Below are 15,664 nucleotides of genomic sequence, written 5' to 3' on the forward strand. Positions count from 1 at the left end.
GTCAGCCTCCGACCCGACTGTGCGCCGTGATCGACACCGCCCCGCTCGACCTCAAGGCCAGCGAGTTGATGATTGAGTACGGCACCTTCATCCAGCCGCCCTACCTGGTGTCGGGGCTGGGCCTGGCCATCAGCGTGCTCTGCGGCCTCACCTTCGCCAAGATGGTGCAGAACCGGCTGGAGGGCTGGAAGCAGGACCGACTGCCCCTGCTGCCCCTGGGCAACGGCGGCACCACCCTGCCCTACATCGGCATCGTGGTGGGTGTCACCCTGTTCATCGGCGGGGCGCTGCAGGTGTTCGGTTTCGCCTCAGGGGCGGCCATGCTGGTGTCCTTCGTGCTCTCGATCGGCACGGCAGGGGCCCTCTGGGCCCAGCTGGAGCGGCTGATGCAGCAGGTGGAAGACGGCACCTTCAGCGCCGTCGATTTCGACAACTTCGACCAGTTCTTCTAGGCCGCTCAGGCCACCAGGTAGCCCTCGAGGCGCCGCGACTGGGAGCGGATCCCCTCCAGGGCCTTGCGCTCGAGGTTGCGGGTCTTGTCGCGGCTCATGCCGAGGTTCTTGGCGATCGAACTCAGGCTCATCGGCTCGCCCAGGCCCTGGCCCTCGGTGTCGATGCCGTAGCGCATCTTCAGCACCCGGCCCTGCAGTTCAGGCAGCTGCTCCAGCAGTGCACGCAGGTCCCCCTTCAGGCACTCTCCGTCCACCCGCTCCTCCGGCAGCTCCCCATCACCGGCCAGCAGGTCGAGCAGTTCCGTGTCCTCGCCGTCACCCACCTTCGTCTCCAGGCTCACCGGCTGCCGCGCCCGGCACAGCAGGTCCTTCACCTCCTCCTCCGGCAGCTCCACGAACACCGCCAGCTCGCTCACCGTGGGCGTGCGGCCCAGCTCCTGGCTCAGTTCCCGCTGACCCTTCTTCAGCTTGTTCAGCGTTTCGGTGATGTGGATCGGCAGCCGGATCGTGCGGCTCTTCTCCGCGATCGCCCGCGTGATCCCCTGCCGGATCCACCAGTACGCATACGTACTGAACTTGTAGCCCCGCGTCGGGTCGAACTTCTCCACACCCCGCACCAGGCCGATCGTGCCCTCCTGGATCAGGTCCAGCAGCTCCATGTTCCGCTTGGTGTATTTCTTCGCCACGCTCACCACCAGCCGCAGGTTCGCCGCCACCATCCGCTCCTTGGCACGGCGGCCCGCCTGCAGACGCTTCTTCAGCACCGGCAGGCTCAGGCCCGCCGCCGCCGCCAGCTCCGGCCGCTCCGGCGCCGTACCCCCGGCACGCATCGTCAGCTCCTGTTCGATCTCCTCAAGAGCCATCAGCTCCTGCACCTGGCGGCCCAGGGTGATCTCCTGCTCATGGCTCAGCAACGGCACCCGGCCGATGTCCCGCAGGTAGCTGCGCACCAGGTCGGCGCCACCAGGCAAAGCAGACCCATCGGCAGCGGCCACGGGCAGGGAAGGCATGACGGAGAATTGCGAAACAGTTCTGTTTCGTAAACCTACCATCCTTTTCCCGGCCTCCTGCAGCATGGGTCCATGGCCCGAGAGCGCTTGCAGAAACTGATCGCGGCGGCTGGACTCTGCTCCCGCCGCCGGGCCGAAGACCTGCTGCGCGCCGGCCGGATCCAGGTGAATGGAGCCACCGCCCGGATCGGTGACAGCGCCGATCCCGCCAGCGATCGGATCGCGGTGGATGGCGCACCCCTCGCCCCCGCGGCCGAGCCGCTGCTGCTGCTGCTCAACAAACCGGTGGGCGTGCTGTGCAGCTGCAGCGACCCCCGCGGCCGCCCCACCGTGCTTGAGCTGCTGCCGCCAGAGCTGCGGCGGGGCCGGGGCCTGCACCCGATCGGCCGTCTCGATGCCGACAGCCGGGGTGCCCTGCTGCTCACCAACCAGGGCGCCCTCACCCTGCGGCTCAGCCATCCGCGCCATGGCCACCGCAAGTTCTATCGGGTGCAGGTGGCGGGCCGACCCAGTGGGGCCACCCTGGCGCGCTGGGCCGCGGGCGTGCCGCTCGATGGCCAGGCCAGCCAGCCGGTGGGCGTGCGGGTGCTGCAGCACAGCGCCAGGAGCACCGGCCTGGAACTGGAGATGGGCGAGGGACGCAACCGCCAGATCCGGCGCACCGCCCAGCTGCTGGGGCACCCGGTGCTGGACCTGCAGCGCATCGGCATCGGTGCGCTGCGGCTGGGCCCGTTGCCGGAGGGAAGCTGGCGAGCCCTTGATCGCCGAGAATGGGACGCCCTGGTCGCCCCCGAGTCCTGAGCCCGCCATCAGCGCCCCGGCCCCCTGCCACCACGCCTCCAGCGGCACGGCCCATGCCCTTCCGGTGGCTGTGGCGCTGGCGGAGTCGGCGTGCGTCCCCCGCCAGTGCTCCGGCCAGGGAGGATCCGCTGGTGGCGGCAGGGCGTGCCCTGCGGCAGCGGCGCGAGGAACGCCAGCTCAGCCTGCGCCAGCTGGCTCTGGACACCCGCATCAGCACACCGGTGCTGGAGGCCCTGGAGCGCGGCTGGCGCGATCGCCTGCCCGAGGCCGCCTACCTGCGCACGATGCTGCCCCTGATCGAGCGGCATCTCGAGCTGCAGCCAGGCAGCCTGGAGGGGGTGCTGCCGACCTCGGCCGACCGGCTGCCGCCGCAGGAGCAGCCACGCGGGCTGCTGCAGCGCTTCACGCCTGGCTCGATCGATGTCTTCACCACCTGGCAGGGCACCCTGCTCTACGGCGTGCTCACCCTCGGGCTCGTGTATGGCCTCAACCTGCAGCAACGCCAACTCGCCCAGGAGGGGCTCCTGGCCGTGAGCCCCATTCCGCCGCTGCCGATGCAGGAGCAGGGCGGCAAGCAGGGCAGTGAGCAGGGCAGTGAGCAGGCCCTGCTCGCCATTGTTCCCAGCCTGCGGCCGCTGCAACAGGCCGGGGCGGGGCAGGCCCTGGCCCTCTGGCGGCGCCAGAGCCCAGCAGCCGCCCCACCGCAACAGGCCATCAGCCCACGGGGGGCCCTGGTGGTGACCCTGGCCGCGCCGGCCAGCCTCAACCTCGAGACCGCGGGCGGCGGCAGCACTGAGCTGAAGGCCGCCAGCGGCCGGCTCGAATTCAGCCTCAGCGCCCCCTGGACCCTGCGGATCACGCCAGCGCCCACCTCGCCTGGAGCTGTGCAGTGGCTCGGTCAATCGCTCCGCGCCAGCCCGGGCGAGCCGGGCCGGTTCCAGCCTCAGGCGCGCTGATAGCGGTGGGCCATCTCGCCCAGGCCCTTCAGCGGTCCGGCGAGGCTGGCCACCGGCTGGTTCAGCCGCCAGGTCCAGTTGCCGGAGGTGGTGCCTGGGGTGTTGAAGCGGGCGTGATCGTCAAGTTCGAGCAGGTCCTGCAGGGGCGCCACGGCCAGATCGGCCGGGCTGGCCAGGGCGGCTTCCAGCAGTTGCCAGGCCGGGGCGGTCACCGCCGCGCCCAGGGCATGCTCCACGCGCTGACGCGAGTCGTGGTCGAGGTCCTGCCACCAGCCGGTGGTGGTGGGATTGTCGTGGGTGCCGGTGTACACCACCCAGTCTGGGCCTTGGATGTTGGCGGGCAGGTAGGGATTGTCGCCATCGCCGTTGAAGGCGAACTGCAGGATCTTCATGCCGGGCAGGGAGAAGCGATCCCTGAGGGCCTCCACCGGCGGGGTGATCACGCCCAGGTCTTCGGCGATCAGGGGCAGATGACCATCGCGCAACTGGCCCTTGATCCAGCAGCGCAACCACAGCAGCCGCAACAGCAGGCTGCCCGGCGACCAGCGCCAGCACCCGTTCTCGGCGGTGGGATCGCCGCCGGGCACGCTCCAGAAGGCCTGAAGGGCCCGGAAGTGATCGAGGCGCAGGCGGTCGAAGAGCTCGAACTGACGATCCAGCCGCGCCATCCACCAGCTGAAACCACTGATCAGATGCCGGGGCCAGCGGTACACCGGCGTGCCCCACAGCTGGCCCGTGGCGGAGAAGTAGTCGGGCGGCACGCCGCTCTGCTGCTCCAGGCCACCCCCGCTCCCCAGGGAAAACAGCCAGGGGCGACACCAGACGTCGCTGCTGTCGTGGGCCACATAGAAGGGCAGGTCGCCCACCAGGTCGAGGTCGCAGCTGTGGGCGCGCCGGCGCAGGGCCTGCCACTGGCGTTGCAGCTGCCACTGCAGCAGCGCCTGCTCCAGGAGCGCGCCGGCACCATCACGATCCAGCTGGCGCAGGGCCTGGGGCTGACGCCGGGCCAGCGGCTCGGGCCACTCCCACCAGGGGCGGCCGCCCTGCTGTTGCCGCAGCACGATGAAGCGGCAGTGATCCTCCAGCCAGTGGCGCTGGCTGTGGCGCCAGCTCGCGAACGCCTGCTGGGCGGCCTCGTCCTGCTGGGGCCAGCGGCGCGCCAGGGCGGCGGCCAGGGCGGCGCAGCGCTGGGGCATCACCTCCAGATCGAGGCGCTCGGTGCTGGCGTTGCCGGGCAGCGCCTGGCGATCGGCCTCCGTGAGCAGGCCCTCCTGCACCAGCTGGTCCCCATCCAGCAGCCAGGGGTTCAGGGCCGAGCCGCTGGGGGAGCTGTAGGGCGAGCCCGTGCCGTCGGTGGGGGCCAGAGGCAACAGCTGCCACAGACCGATGTGATGTTCGGCCAGGAGTTCGATCCAGTGGTGGGCCTCGGCGCCGAAGCTTCCGCAGGGGCCGGGCCCGGGCAGGGCCGTGGGGTGGAGCAACACACCACAGCGACGCCGGGCGGCGGAGAGAACCTGACTCACGCTGAGGGCAACCGGTAGCGACTCACGATCTTCTTGGCGAAGGCCGGGATGTGGGCCTCGGCCTTCTCAGGATGATGGCGTCGCACCCAGAGCGCGTTGCGGGTGAAATGGGAATCGATCGAGAAGCGGCCATACTCCAGGCCCTTCGGACCGAAGCGCTGCACGAACCCCCCGATCAGATCGGCGAGCCAGCGCGGCAGCTTCACGGCCTTGTCGTAGGCCTCGATGCCCTGCTGCACGGCGGCGCGGCGATCGCCGCGGCTGGTCACGGGGGCCACCTCGAGCTCCGGCTCCACCAGCTCAAGCAACCTCTGGCCCAGGGGGTTGCGCACGGTGATCCACTGCCGCCCGAAACTGGCCCCCATGTAGCCCACCACCAGGTCGGCGCCGGCATTGGTGTAGTCGAAGCAGCTCAGGCAGCTGGGGGCGAACACATCCTTGAGCTTCGGCGTGTCGAGACCGAAGAAGGGCACGGTTTCGATGCGGCCGTCGCTGTGGCGGAAGTGGATGCGGAAATCCTGCATGAACTCGTAGTGCACCACCGTGTCGGGGGAGCTCACGGTGCTCTCCAGGAAGGTCTGAAGGCCCTCGCGGGACACGTTGTCGACGCAGGGCAGACCCAGCACATAGAGCTCATCGAGGGGAAGGGTGGGCTGCACGGCGCGCAGCGCCTGGATCTGGCAGCCCACGCCGATGGCCAGCAGCCGGCGGATGCCACTGCCGGGCAGCTGCTCGAGCACCTCCAGGTTGGGCGAGAGGGTGGGCTTGTTCACCCGGGCGCTGAGCACCTCCTCGGGCGTGCGGGCCAGGCGCGGCACAGGGGTGAAGCGATCCGTCTCGCTCTGGCCCACGCAGAGCACGGCATCCACCAGCCCGGTCTCCAGGGCGCGCACGCCGATGCGGCTGACGATGCCGGTCCACTGGGCCCCCTCCAGGGGCTGGCGCAGGCGGGCGCTCATCATCCGCTGATGCACACCGAAGTAGAGCTCGTCCTCGTTGTCGAGATCACGGCTGCGCCCGTGGGCGGCGGCCTCCATGGCCTCGAAGCGCTGGGTGAGGAAGGCGCAGCTCTGCCGCACATAGGCCACCCAGCGGCTGTCGCAGAGCCCGCACTGGCTGCAGAGCTCCTTGGCGGGATACACACTGCCCTTGGCCAGGGGACGGGCCCGTTCATGGGGAGCCAGGGAGCCGCCAGACGGGGATGGGGAACGGGCCGGCAAGGCAGGGCCTCTCGCTGGTGCTCAACCTATCGGGTGGGGCCCTGCAGAGGGTGAGTCAGAGTGGACGACCAGTGATGAGCGGGCGCCCAGCGATCCCGATGCCCCCCAGCCCCAGGTCCCAACCGGCCGCATCCCCCGCCCAGCGGCGCAGCTCCCCCCTGGGAGGCATCAAGCTTTTCGCCTGGCTGCGACCGGTCGTGCTGCTGCGCTTCGCCCTTGTGGGTGTGGGCGCCGCGGTTGGCCTCGCCCTGCTGGGGGTGTTCTGGCCCGAGTCAGACCCGAGCGGCGGCTCCGAGGCGCCTGACGCGCTCGCCGATCTGGCCAAGCCGCCCAGCCGCGCCGTCACGGTGCTGGTGATCGGGGTGGACGCCGATCAACTGCAGGACCCCAACAACAAGGCCGCCCCCGCCGGAGCCGCCAATGCCGACGCCCTGCTGCTGCTGCGCGTCAACCCCGGCGGCCCCCTGCAGGTGCTCAACCTGCCCACCGCCCTGGCGGTGCAGCTGCCCGGCAGCAGCGGGGTCAAGTCGCTCGGCAGCCTCTACCGCCAGGGCGGTGTCGCGCTCACGGCCGACGCCGCCCGCAACCTGGTGGGGCTCGCCAGCACCGAACCGGATCGCTATCTGGTGCTGAGCCGCGGCGCCCTGCGCAGCCTCGTGGATGGCCTCGGCGCCCTGGAGGTGAATCCCGGCAGCACCATGGTCTATGAGGACAAGCGCCAGGGACTCAAGATCGACCTGCAGAGCGGCGTCCAGCGGCTCAAGGGCGCCCAGGTGGAGCAGCTGGTGCGCTACCGCGACCCCAGCCGGCCGATCGAGAGCCGCAGCGCCAACCAGGAAGCGGTGATGCGCAGCCTGCTCAGGGAGCTCAACACCCCCGGCCGCAGCCAGGACATTCCGGCCCTGGTCCAGAGCCTCAGGGCTCAGGTGGAGAGCAACCTCACCCCCGCCGAGGTGCTCAGCCTGATGGCCGCCACCCTGAAGCCGGGCCAGAGCGTGAGCTTTGCCACCGTGCCCCTGGCCCCTCCCCCCAAGGATGCGGCCAAGGACGGCAACAAGGCAGCGGCCGGCGGATCAGAACTGCGGCAGGTCGCCAAGTCGGCGCCCAGTGACCTCTGGCCCCCACCGGCGGCGACCGCCGCCGGCTCCTGAACGCCTAGCCCAGCTTGGTGCAGGCCAGGCGAAGGGCCAGGGCCAGATGGCGCCCCAGGTCATGGGAATCGGCAGCGGCGGCGGCAGCGGTGCTGTCCAGGGCCCCGAGCCAGGGCAAGGCCTCCCGGCGACGGCGCTCCGGCTCCCAGGGCAGGCCCCACTGCACCAGGCCGGCCAGGGGCACCGCTGCCTGGCGCAGCAGGGCGGTCATGGCCGCCGGCAGCCCACTGCGAAGCTGCTCGGCGCCCAGCACCGCCACGGTGGGCTGGCGCCAGGCTCCCAGGGCCTCGGCCCAGCAACTGCCGTTCTCCAGGCTGAACCCCGGATCGAGCAGCAGCGGCACCAGCACGGGCCCTGGCGCCGACCGATCAGATGCCGACTGGTTCATTGGCGACGGATCCATTAGCGACTGATCGAACGGGGGCTCGCCGGCCAGCAGGGCGGCCAGTTCCCCGGCGGGCTCCCCACAGCCGGGCCCCTCAACCAGGCCCGGTGCGGGGCTCGTGCCCAGACTCGCCCCCAAACCCGTGCCCAGACCAGCCCCCAGCACCCTCGCCAGGGCTGGAGCCGCCTGCTGCAGCAGGGCGCCCACCGACTCGGGCGGGCCGGCCGCCACCAGCACCAGTCGGGGCGGCAGGGGCGGCAAGCCCAGAGCTGAACCCCGCTCCCCGGAGTGGAGCGGCTCGGAAAGCGTCATGGTTGTTTGCAGTTGTGCGGACCGGCTCGCTTCTACCATCAGACTTGAGCCGACGCGTCTGCGCCCGCCGTGACCAGTTTTCTCACCGCTGATCGGCTGGCACAGGAGCGCACCGCCACCGAAGCCGCCCACGACACCAGGCGGCTGCGCCTGTTCAGTGGCACCTCCAACCACGACCTGGCCCGGGAGATCGGCGCCTATCTCGGCGTGCCGGACGGTCCGCGGGTGATCAAGCGCTTCGCCGACGGCGAGACCTACATCCAGATCCAGGAGTCGATCCGCGGCTGCGACGTGTTCCTGGTGCAGCCCACCTGCGCCCCGGTGAACGACCACCTGATGGAGCTGCTGATCATGGTGGATGCCTGCAAACGGGCCTCGGCCCGGCAGGTCACCGCCGTGATCCCCTACTACGGCTACGCCCGCGCCGACCGCAAGACCGCCGGCCGCGAATCGATCACCGCCAAGCTGGTGGCCAACCTGCTCACCAAGAGCGGCGTGGACCGGGTGCTGGCCATGGATCTGCACTCCTCCCAGATCCAGGGCTACTTCGACATCCCCTGCGACCACATCTACGGCTCGCCGGTGCTGGTGGACTACCTGCGCACCCGCCATCTCGACGAGATGGTGGTGGTGTCGCCGGACGTGGGCGGCGTGGCTCGGGCCCGGGCCTTCGCCAAGCAGATGGACGACGCCCCCCTGGCGATCATCGACAAGCGCCGCGCCGCCCACAACGTGGCGGAGAGTCTCACCGTGATCGGCGATGTGGCCGGCAAGACCGCCGTGCTGATCGACGACATGATCGACACCGGCGGCACGATCGCCCAGGGCGCCCGGCTGCTGCGCCGCAACGGGGCTGCCCGGGTGTTCTGCTGCGCCACTCACGCCGTCTTCTCCCCCCCCGCCGTGGAGCGGCTCTCCGAGCCTGGCCTGTTTGAGGAGGTGGTGGTGACCAACAGCATCCCCCTGGCCGAGGAGCGCCACTTCCCCCAGCTCCGGGTGCTATCGGTAGCCAACATGCTGGGCGAGGCGATTTGGCGCATCCACGAAGAAAGCTCCGTGAGCTCGATGTTCCGCTGACCACTCCTGCCGTGGCCCCGCCGCCCCTGAAGCGAGGCAGCCGGCTCAAGGCCCTGCTGCCGGTGAGCCTCAACGTGCTGCTCGCCGCGGTGGTGGGCCTGCCGATCGGAGCGGCGGCCCGCAGCGCCACGCCCCAGCCTCGCCGTATCGGCGTGTGGCTCACCAACAGCCCCAGCACCCTCTACTACGACGGCGCACGCATCGATCGGGCCGTGGACGATCTGGCCAGGAGTGGCTTCACCACCCTCTACCCGAACGTCTGGAGCAGGGGCACCACGTTCCACCGCTCGCGCCACGCGCCGATGGAACCGGCCCTGGCCAAGGCCAACCCCAACCTCGATCCGATCTGCCGGCTCACCCGCAGCGCCCGGCGGCGCGGCATGGAGGTGATCCCCTGGTTCGAGTACGGCCTGATGGAGCCGGCCAGCGCGGCCATCGTGCGGGAGCGGCCGGAATGGGTGCTGCAGCGCCGCGACGGCAGCACGGGCGTGGAGATGCACGGCACCACCATGGTGTGGCTGAACCCGGCCCACCCGGGAGTGCGCCAGCGCTTTCTCGGCCTGATCACCGAGATCGTGCAGCGCTGTGACGTGGATGGCATCCAGCTCGACGACCACTTCGCCTGGCCGGTGGAGCTCGGCTACGACCCCTACACCCGCCAGCTCTACCGGGCCGAGAAGGGGGTGGAGCCGCCCGCCAACCACACCGACCGCTTCTGGATGAAGTGGCGCCGCCAGCAGCTCACCAGCCTGCTGCGGGAGCTGCGGCAGCAACTGAATGAGCTGGATGCCAGCTCGGGCCGCGGCCGGCTGGGTCAACCGCCTGAGCGGGTGATCAGCCTCTCGCCCGGTCCGTTCCGCTTCGCCTACAACCGCTGGCTGCAGGACTGGGAGCTTTGGTCGGTGGGCGAGCTGGTGGACGACCTGATCGTGCAGAACTACGCCTACTCGGTGCGGGGCTTCGCCAAGGATCTCGACCAACCGGCCCTGGTGAAGGCCAAGGAGTGGGGCATGCCTGTGGAGATCGGCATCCTGGCGGGCTTCGGCGGCCGCACCCCCAACATGACCACCCTGCGGGAGAAGGTGAAACTGGCCACCGCCAGGGGCCACGGGGTGATCTACTTCTATTGGGAGGGGCTGTGGGGCGTCCACGCCGGCCCGGAGGGCGGCGCCTCCCGCAAGGCGGCTTTCCGCAAGCTGCACGAGGAGGTGAACCGCAGCGGCCGCTGATCAGTGCGGCAGGAGCCAGAAGCGGCTCAGCCAGCTCAGGCCGCTCCCAGGCACTGCTCCACCACCTCGCGGCTGTTGGTGGACAGCTCTGACGCCGCCAGGCTCTCGAGGGCCTGGCGCATCTGGCCGCCACGGCCGGGGCCATAGCTCTGCCAGCGGCTGAACACCTTGGCCAGGCGCGAGGCGGTGATCGGGTTGCGGCGGTCGAGGGCCGCGATCTGGCTGGCCATGAAGCGGTAGCCGCTGCCATCGGCAGCATGGAACACGGGCGGGTTGCCGGCCAGGCCACCGAGCACCGCCCGCACGGAGTTGGGGGCCGCCGGATCGAAGCGAGGGTGCTGCAGCAGCCGTTGCACCCGCTCCAGACCATCGGCGAAGGGGGCCGAGGCCTCCAGGGCAAACCAGGCATCCAGGATCACGGGCCTGGACTGCCAGCGCTGGTAGAAGGCATCGACCGCCTCCTGCCGCTCGGGAATCTCCCGGGCCTGCAGGGCCCGCAGGCCGGCCCGCGCCAGGGTCATCGAGGGGCCATCCACGGCCGCCCGGGCCGCGGCGATCACCGCCGCATCCCCGGCCGCAGCACGCCAGCTCCAGATAGTGCCGGTGAGCATCCGGGCACCGCTGCCGTCCGGCCAGTCCAGACTCCACTGCGGTGTGCAACGCTCCAGGGCTGCCTGCAGGGGCGCCGCCAGGGCCGCCCCGAACAGGGCCCTCAGGGCCTCCAGGGCCGCAAACAGGGCCGGGGAGTCCGGCTCGCCGGGGCCATCCTCGAGCTCCGCCAGCCCCGGCAGGGCCAGCAGCATGGCGCGGCTGGCCTCCGAAAGCCGCGGGTCGTGCAGGATGCGGGCAAAGGCCGTGATCAGGGCATCCTCCAGACCCCCATCCGGCTGGCCAGCGGCCCGGGCGAGCACGGCCTGGCGCAGCAGCCCCTGGCCGGCATCCCAGCGGGCGAAGGCCTCACTGTCGTGGGCCAGCAGGTGCACGAGCTCGCTGCTGGGGCGGCCGATCTCCAGCTTCAGCGGCGCCGAGAACTGACGCAGCAGCGACAGGGCAGGGGGGTGGGCCTGGCGGGGCAGGCCCACCAGACGCAGCCGCTGCTCCTCGGCCTCCACCACCAGCAGGCGGGTGCCCTGCCCCCAGCTGAGGGGCCGCTGGGCCGCAGCCGCCGTGGCCTCGTCTTCCCCTTGCAGCCGCACGGTCAGGGGCTCCCCGGCCTGATCGATCAGGCCCAGGGCCAGGGGAATCACCAGGGGCTGCTTGTCGGGCTGGCCAGGGGTGGGGGGAGTGTGCTGCCGGATCACCAGTTCCAGCTCGCCCCGCTCGCCGTCCCAGTGGCGGTGGATCTGCAGCACCGGCGTGCCGGCCTGGTGATACCAACGCCTGAACTGATCCACATCGAAACGGGCCGCCTCCGGGGTACCCGCGGCCCAGGCGGCTTCGGCGGCATCCTGCATGGCCTGCACGAAGTCGTCACAGGTGGCGGCGGAGCCGTCGTGGCGGCTCACGTAGAGCGCCATTCCCTGCAGGAACGTCTCCTCACCCAGCAGGGTGTGGAGCGCCCGGATCACCTCCGCGCCCTTCTCATAGATGGTGGTGGTGTAGAAGTTATCGATGGCCTGGTAGGCATCGGGCTGCACCGGATGGGCCGTGGGGCCGGCATCTTCTCGAAACTGGGTGTTGCGCAGCATCGACACGTTTTCGATGCGATTGAGGGCCGCGCCGTGCAGATCAGCGCTGAAGCTCTGGTCCCGGAACACCGTGAGGCCCTCCTTCAAGGAGAGCTGGAACCAGTCGCGGCAGGTGATGCGATTGCCCGTCCAGTTATGGAAATATTCATGGGCCACCACACTTTCGATTCGCTCAAGCTCGCCATCCGTGGCCGTTTCCTGATCCGCCAGCACCAACTTGGAGTTGAAGATGTTGAGGCTCTTGTTCTCCATGGCGCCCATGTTGAAGTGACGCACCGCCACGATGTTGAACTCATCGAGGTCGTACTCGAGCCCATAGCGCTGCTCATCCCAGGCCATCGCCCGCTTCAGGGAGGCCATGGCATGGGCCGTGAAGGGGCTGTCGCCCGCCTCCACATGCAGCCGCAGTTGCACCGTGCGGCCACTGGCGGTGGTGAAGCACTCGCGCACCTCCTCCAGCTGGCCCGCCACCAGGGCAAACAGGTAGGAGGGCTTGGGGAAGGGGTCGTCCCAGATGGCGTAATGGCGCCCGGGCTCGCCCGCCAGCGCGCCGCTCTCCACGCAGTTGCCATTGGAGAGCAGCACCGGGCAGGCCAGCCGATCGGCCTCGATCCGCACCTGGAAGCGGCTGAGCAGATCGGGGCGGTCGGGGTGATAAGTGATGCGGCGGAACCCCTCGGCCTCGCACTGCGTTGTGAACAGGCCACTGCTCACATAGAGCCCCTCCAGGGTGGTGTTGTGCTCGGGATGGATCCGCACCAGGCTGCGCAGCACGAAGGGGCGCTGGGGCGGTTGCCGCAGCACCAGGCCGTCGTCCAGAAGCCCATAGGCCGACGCCTCCAGCGGTTCGGCGTCGAGCTGGAGCTCCAGCAGCTCCAGGTCCAGGCCGCGCAGCTCCAGCGGCCCCGGCTCTGCGGCGGGGTTGGGCCGCAGCGCCAGGCGGGCCTCCACCTCGGTGTGGTCGTCGAACAGCCGCACCGTCAGGTCGGTGCGGTCCAGCTGGCAGGGGGCGGGGCGGTAGTCGCAACGGTGCACCGTGGCCATGAAACCGGGAGACGGGGGGACAGGGAGGAGCTGGGGATCAGTTGGCGGCGTCGCCGGGAGGGAGGGTCGCCGGCTGGGGCGGCGGCGGAATCGCCTCCGATCCGGTGACCCGCTGCACGGCCGCCTCCACATCACGGCGCACCGACTCGGGCAACTGGTCGGGACAGACCTCAGCAGCCCCCAGCACAGCCGAGTTGATCGAGCCCCGGCGCAGCTCATCAAGGCTGAGGGGCTGACCGCCCAGCTGCTCAATGGCACTGTCGTGCTCACCCCGGATCACCCGGGCGATCGTCTCGCCGGCAATCACCACGGCCTTGTCGAAGGGCACCTCTGCCACCAGTGCCACGCAGACGTTGAGCGCCGCGATGCGGGTGTAGAGCAGCATATCGGCCTCGGTGGCCGCAGCGGCCTGAAGCGGACGGGGCGAGGCCAGCAGCGCCAGCAGCGGCAGGGCCAGCAGCCCGGCGCGGCCCGATCGGCAACCCACAAGCAGCACGCACTGAGAATCAACCCATGCTGCATCACCGCTGCGGCCAGGGTCCTCAGATCTTCGGCGGCGTCTCAGCTCTGCAGCAGCTCCCCGGCCGGCTCCAGGTGCAGCTCATGGTGGTTTTCAGCGATCTCCAGGGCCCCATGACGCCAGGAGTAGATGGAGCGTGAGCGGTAGCGGTCCTGGTCCACGAGGCGAATGTGCTCGAGGATGGTCCAATCGCCATAGTGCGACGTGAAGATCAGCTCGTGCTCATCCACCTGGCGGATCTGGCTGGCGGCTGAACTCTGCTCCGCCGCACTCTCCTGCAGGTAGCCACTGCTGCGCTGCAGCTGGTGGCCACAGAGCACGGCCTCCATGCTGCCGGTGCGGGGGTACTGGGGCTTGCGCTCAAAGAAATCGAACTCCTTCTCCGGCCACCAGGTGAAGCGGTAGGCCGCATCCCCATCCAGAGGCGAATCAAAGGCCTGCACCCGCAGCATCATCTCCACCAGCAGGGTTTCGCCATCCGCGAAGAAATACACCCGGCGCGACTTCCAGAGTCCGAGATTGCGGGCAAACCAACGCTTCAGGTTGCTGTCCAGCTGGATGCGGGGCGGCGGGGTGCTCGGCATGGGTTCGGTGGCTCCGGAGGAGGCTCTCCAGCAAGGGGAATGGCTGTGGCGTCCTGGGCACGGACCTTGAACCCAGGAGGTGCCAACACGCGGCGGGCCCTGTCCTTGTCCTAGCCACGCTGAGCCGCCCCCGCCCAGACGCCATAACGTGGGAGCTGTGAACGAGGACTCCACGAGCACGGCCACGGGCGCGGGCACGACCACAGGCGCGAGCGCGGCCCAGGTCGGCCCCCAGGTGCTGAACCTGCTGCTTGTGGCCACCGGCCAGCAGCTGGCCAGTGCCGATCTGCGGGCCCTGCTGCAGGTGCTCAAACGCGACGATCTGGGCTTCGAGGTGAAGCTGGAGATCGCTGATCCGCGCCGGCAGCCGCAACTGCTGGAGCTGCACCGGCTGCTCGCCACCCCGGCCCTGGTGAAGCTCTCCCCCGCGCCCCGCCAGGTGTTTGCCGGCAGTCCGATCAGCCCGCGGCTGCAGAGCTGGCTGCCGCGCTGGCAGCAGCTGGCCGTGGTCAACGACCTCGGCATCAACCGCGGCAGCCTCGATCTCGAGGCCAGCCGCTCGCGGCGGGAGCTGCAACTGGAGGACCAGCTGCTGGTGATGCGCCAGGAGAACGAAACCCTGATCGAGCGCCTGGGCATCCAGGAACGGCTGCTGCGGATGGTCGCCCATGAACTCCGCACCCCCCTCACCGCCGCCAAGCTGGCCCTGCAGAGCCACCAGCTCGGCCAGATCGATGAGCGCCGCTACCAGGAGGTGGTGCGCCGCCGTCTCGATGACATCGAGGCCCTCTCCAAGGATCTGCTGGAGGTGGGCACCACCCGCTGGGAGGCCCTGTTCAACCCCAAGCGCCTGAGCCTCGGCAAGCTGGCCGCCGAGGCCATCCTCGAACTCGAGAAGCTCTGGGTGGGCAAGGCGCTGCGGCTGATCACCGACATCCCGGCCGACCTGCCGGACGTCTACGGCGACGAGCGGCGGCTGCACCAGGTTCTGCTCAACCTGCTGGAAAACGCCTTCAAGTTCACCCCCTCGGGCGGGGAGGTGAGGCTCACCCTGCTGCACCGCACCGAGCAGTGGCTGGAGGTGAGCGTGGGAGACAGCGGCCCGGGGATACCCGCCGCCCAGCAGAAGCAGATCTTTCTCGACCGGGTGCGGTTGCCGCAGACCGCCGACACCACCTCCGGCTATGGCGTCGGCCTGTCGGTGTGCCGCCGCATCGCCGAGGTCCACGGCGGCCGCATCTGGGTGGTGTCGGAGCCGGGGGAGGGGGCCTGCTTCCACGTGACCGTGCCGGTCTGGAGCGGGCAGGACCAACCTGCCTTGACGAAGGGTCACCCTGGCCCGTAGCTTCCTTCCATCAGCACTGCGGTTCAGAAATCAGTTCTGCCGTTGTTTCTGCTGTGGCCTCGCCCCCATCGTCTAGAGGCCTAGGACACCTCCCTTTCACGGAGGCGACAGGGGTTCGAATCCCCTTGGGGGTATTCATTCATGCTGCCGGGCAGCGTGGAAGGTTGTGGGCTTGGGGATCGGAGTTTGAGCCAGGATGGTTCAACCCATCCCATAGAACTACAGCCCTTGGTTTGGCTTTGGGCTGCTTCAAGTCTGTCCAGCTCAGGTATGGCTGCATCGATTCCAACCCGATCGGGAGACACCGGATGGATCTCGGGGCCGGTTGATCACCCCAGGGGTGACTCCCGCTGATGCGTTACTCCCG

General features: G+C 69.8%; 14 protein-coding genes and 1 tRNA gene. 8 read left to right on the top strand and 7 right to left on the bottom strand.

The window, feature by feature from the left end; translation table 11 throughout:
* Positions 1-68: 68 nt before the first annotated feature.
* Positions 69-452 carry a hypothetical protein gene (locus CyaNS01_RS09740; RefSeq protein WP_225875939.1) on the top strand — a complete coding sequence of 128 codons (384 nt, stop codon included), beginning with the start codon at positions 69-71 and terminating at the stop codon, positions 450-452.
* 5 nt (positions 453-457) lie between these two features.
* Here the strand turns inward: CyaNS01_RS09740 and CyaNS01_RS09745 are convergent, their stop codons facing one another.
* Positions 458-1,462, bottom strand: a complete 1,005-nt coding sequence (locus CyaNS01_RS09745) for an RpoD/SigA family RNA polymerase sigma factor (RefSeq protein ID WP_186696914.1) — start codon at positions 1,460-1,462, stop codon at positions 458-460.
* 72 nt (positions 1,463-1,534) lie between these two features.
* On the opposite strand from CyaNS01_RS09745, the gene CyaNS01_RS09750 reads away from it, so the two are divergent.
* Both CyaNS01_RS09750 and CyaNS01_RS09755 read left to right on the top strand, forming a co-directional pair.
* On the top strand, positions 1,535-2,263 hold the full coding sequence (locus CyaNS01_RS09750) for a pseudouridine synthase (RefSeq protein ID WP_186696915.1): 729 nt from the start codon (positions 1,535-1,537) through the stop codon (positions 2,261-2,263).
* A 131-nt stretch (positions 2,264-2,394) separates the two neighbouring features.
* Complete coding sequence (locus CyaNS01_RS09755) at positions 2,395-3,219, top strand: helix-turn-helix transcriptional regulator (protein ID WP_225875620.1); 825 nt, start codon at positions 2,395-2,397, stop codon at positions 3,217-3,219.
* Here the strand turns inward: CyaNS01_RS09755 and malQ are convergent.
* Together malQ and CyaNS01_RS09765 are read right to left on the bottom strand one after the other, a co-directional pair.
* Positions 3,207-4,742 carry a 4-alpha-glucanotransferase gene (malQ, locus tag CyaNS01_RS09760; protein WP_186696917.1) on the bottom strand — a complete coding sequence of 512 codons (1,536 nt, stop codon included), beginning with the start codon at positions 4,740-4,742 and terminating at the stop codon, positions 3,207-3,209. The two genes, CyaNS01_RS09755 and malQ, sit on opposite strands and share 13 nt — an antisense overlap.
* Positions 4,739-5,926 carry a Coenzyme F420 hydrogenase/dehydrogenase, beta subunit C-terminal domain gene (locus CyaNS01_RS09765; RefSeq protein ID WP_186700613.1) on the bottom strand — a complete coding sequence of 396 codons (1,188 nt, stop codon included), beginning with the start codon at positions 5,924-5,926 and terminating at the stop codon, positions 4,739-4,741. Before CyaNS01_RS09765 ends, malQ begins: the two co-directional genes overlap by 4 nt.
* A 110-nt stretch (positions 5,927-6,036) precedes the next feature.
* Here CyaNS01_RS09765 and CyaNS01_RS09770 point away from each other — a divergent pair, with 110 nt between their 5' ends.
* Positions 6,037-7,113, top strand: a complete 1,077-nt coding sequence (locus CyaNS01_RS09770) for an LCP family protein (RefSeq protein WP_186696918.1) — start codon at positions 6,037-6,039, stop codon at positions 7,111-7,113.
* A gap of 4 nt (positions 7,114-7,117) precedes the next feature.
* Here the strand turns inward: CyaNS01_RS09770 and CyaNS01_RS09775 are convergent, their stop codons facing one another.
* A complete protein-coding gene (locus CyaNS01_RS09775; protein WP_186696919.1) occupies positions 7,118-7,810 on the bottom strand; it encodes a hypothetical protein in 693 nt (230 codons plus the stop codon).
* 69 nt (positions 7,811-7,879) lie between these two features.
* Between CyaNS01_RS09775 and CyaNS01_RS09780 the strand changes: the two genes are divergently transcribed.
* Positions 7,880-8,887 carry a ribose-phosphate pyrophosphokinase gene (locus CyaNS01_RS09780; protein WP_186696920.1) on the top strand — a complete coding sequence of 336 codons (1,008 nt, stop codon included), beginning with the start codon at positions 7,880-7,882 and terminating at the stop codon, positions 8,885-8,887.
* A gap of 74 nt (positions 8,888-8,961) precedes the next feature.
* The gene (locus CyaNS01_RS09785) at positions 8,962-10,116 is read left to right on the top strand and encodes a glycoside hydrolase family 10 protein (RefSeq protein WP_370561827.1); all 1,155 of its coding nucleotides are present in this window, start codon (positions 8,962-8,964) and stop codon (positions 10,114-10,116) included.
* Positions 10,117-10,151: 35 nt separating this feature from the next.
* On the opposite strand, the gene pepN is transcribed toward CyaNS01_RS09785, so the two are convergent.
* The 3 genes from pepN to CyaNS01_RS09800 all read right to left on the bottom strand — a co-directional run bounded on the left by pepN (position 10,152) and on the right by CyaNS01_RS09800 (position 13,952).
* Positions 10,152-12,848 (bottom strand): aminopeptidase N, encoded by a 2,697-nt coding sequence (gene pepN, locus CyaNS01_RS09790; protein WP_186696922.1) that lies wholly within the window; start codon positions 12,846-12,848, stop codon positions 10,152-10,154.
* Positions 12,849-12,885: 37 nt separating this feature from the next.
* Positions 12,886-13,344 (bottom strand): cAMP phosphodiesterase, encoded by a 459-nt coding sequence (locus tag CyaNS01_RS09795; RefSeq protein WP_225875621.1) that lies wholly within the window; start codon positions 13,342-13,344, stop codon positions 12,886-12,888.
* A 65-nt stretch (positions 13,345-13,409) separates the two neighbouring features.
* On the bottom strand, positions 13,410-13,952 hold the full coding sequence (locus CyaNS01_RS09800) for a hypothetical protein (RefSeq protein WP_186696923.1): 543 nt from the start codon (positions 13,950-13,952) through the stop codon (positions 13,410-13,412).
* A 235-nt stretch (positions 13,953-14,187) separates the two neighbouring features.
* Here CyaNS01_RS09800 and CyaNS01_RS09805 point away from each other — a divergent pair, with 235 nt between their 5' ends.
* Both CyaNS01_RS09805 and CyaNS01_RS09810 read left to right on the top strand, forming a co-directional pair.
* On the top strand, positions 14,188-15,297 hold the full coding sequence (locus CyaNS01_RS09805; RefSeq protein WP_225875940.1) for a histidine kinase: 1,110 nt from the start codon (positions 14,188-14,190) through the stop codon (positions 15,295-15,297).
* A 61-nt stretch (positions 15,298-15,358) separates the two neighbouring features.
* Positions 15,359-15,431: transfer RNA gene (locus tag CyaNS01_RS09810), tRNA-Glu, on the top strand.
* The last annotated feature ends 233 nt before the right edge of the window (positions 15,432-15,664 follow it).

This window comes from Cyanobium sp. NS01 (assembly GCF_014280235.1).
Lineage (GTDB): Bacteria > Cyanobacteriota > Cyanobacteriia > PCC-6307 > Cyanobiaceae > NIES-981.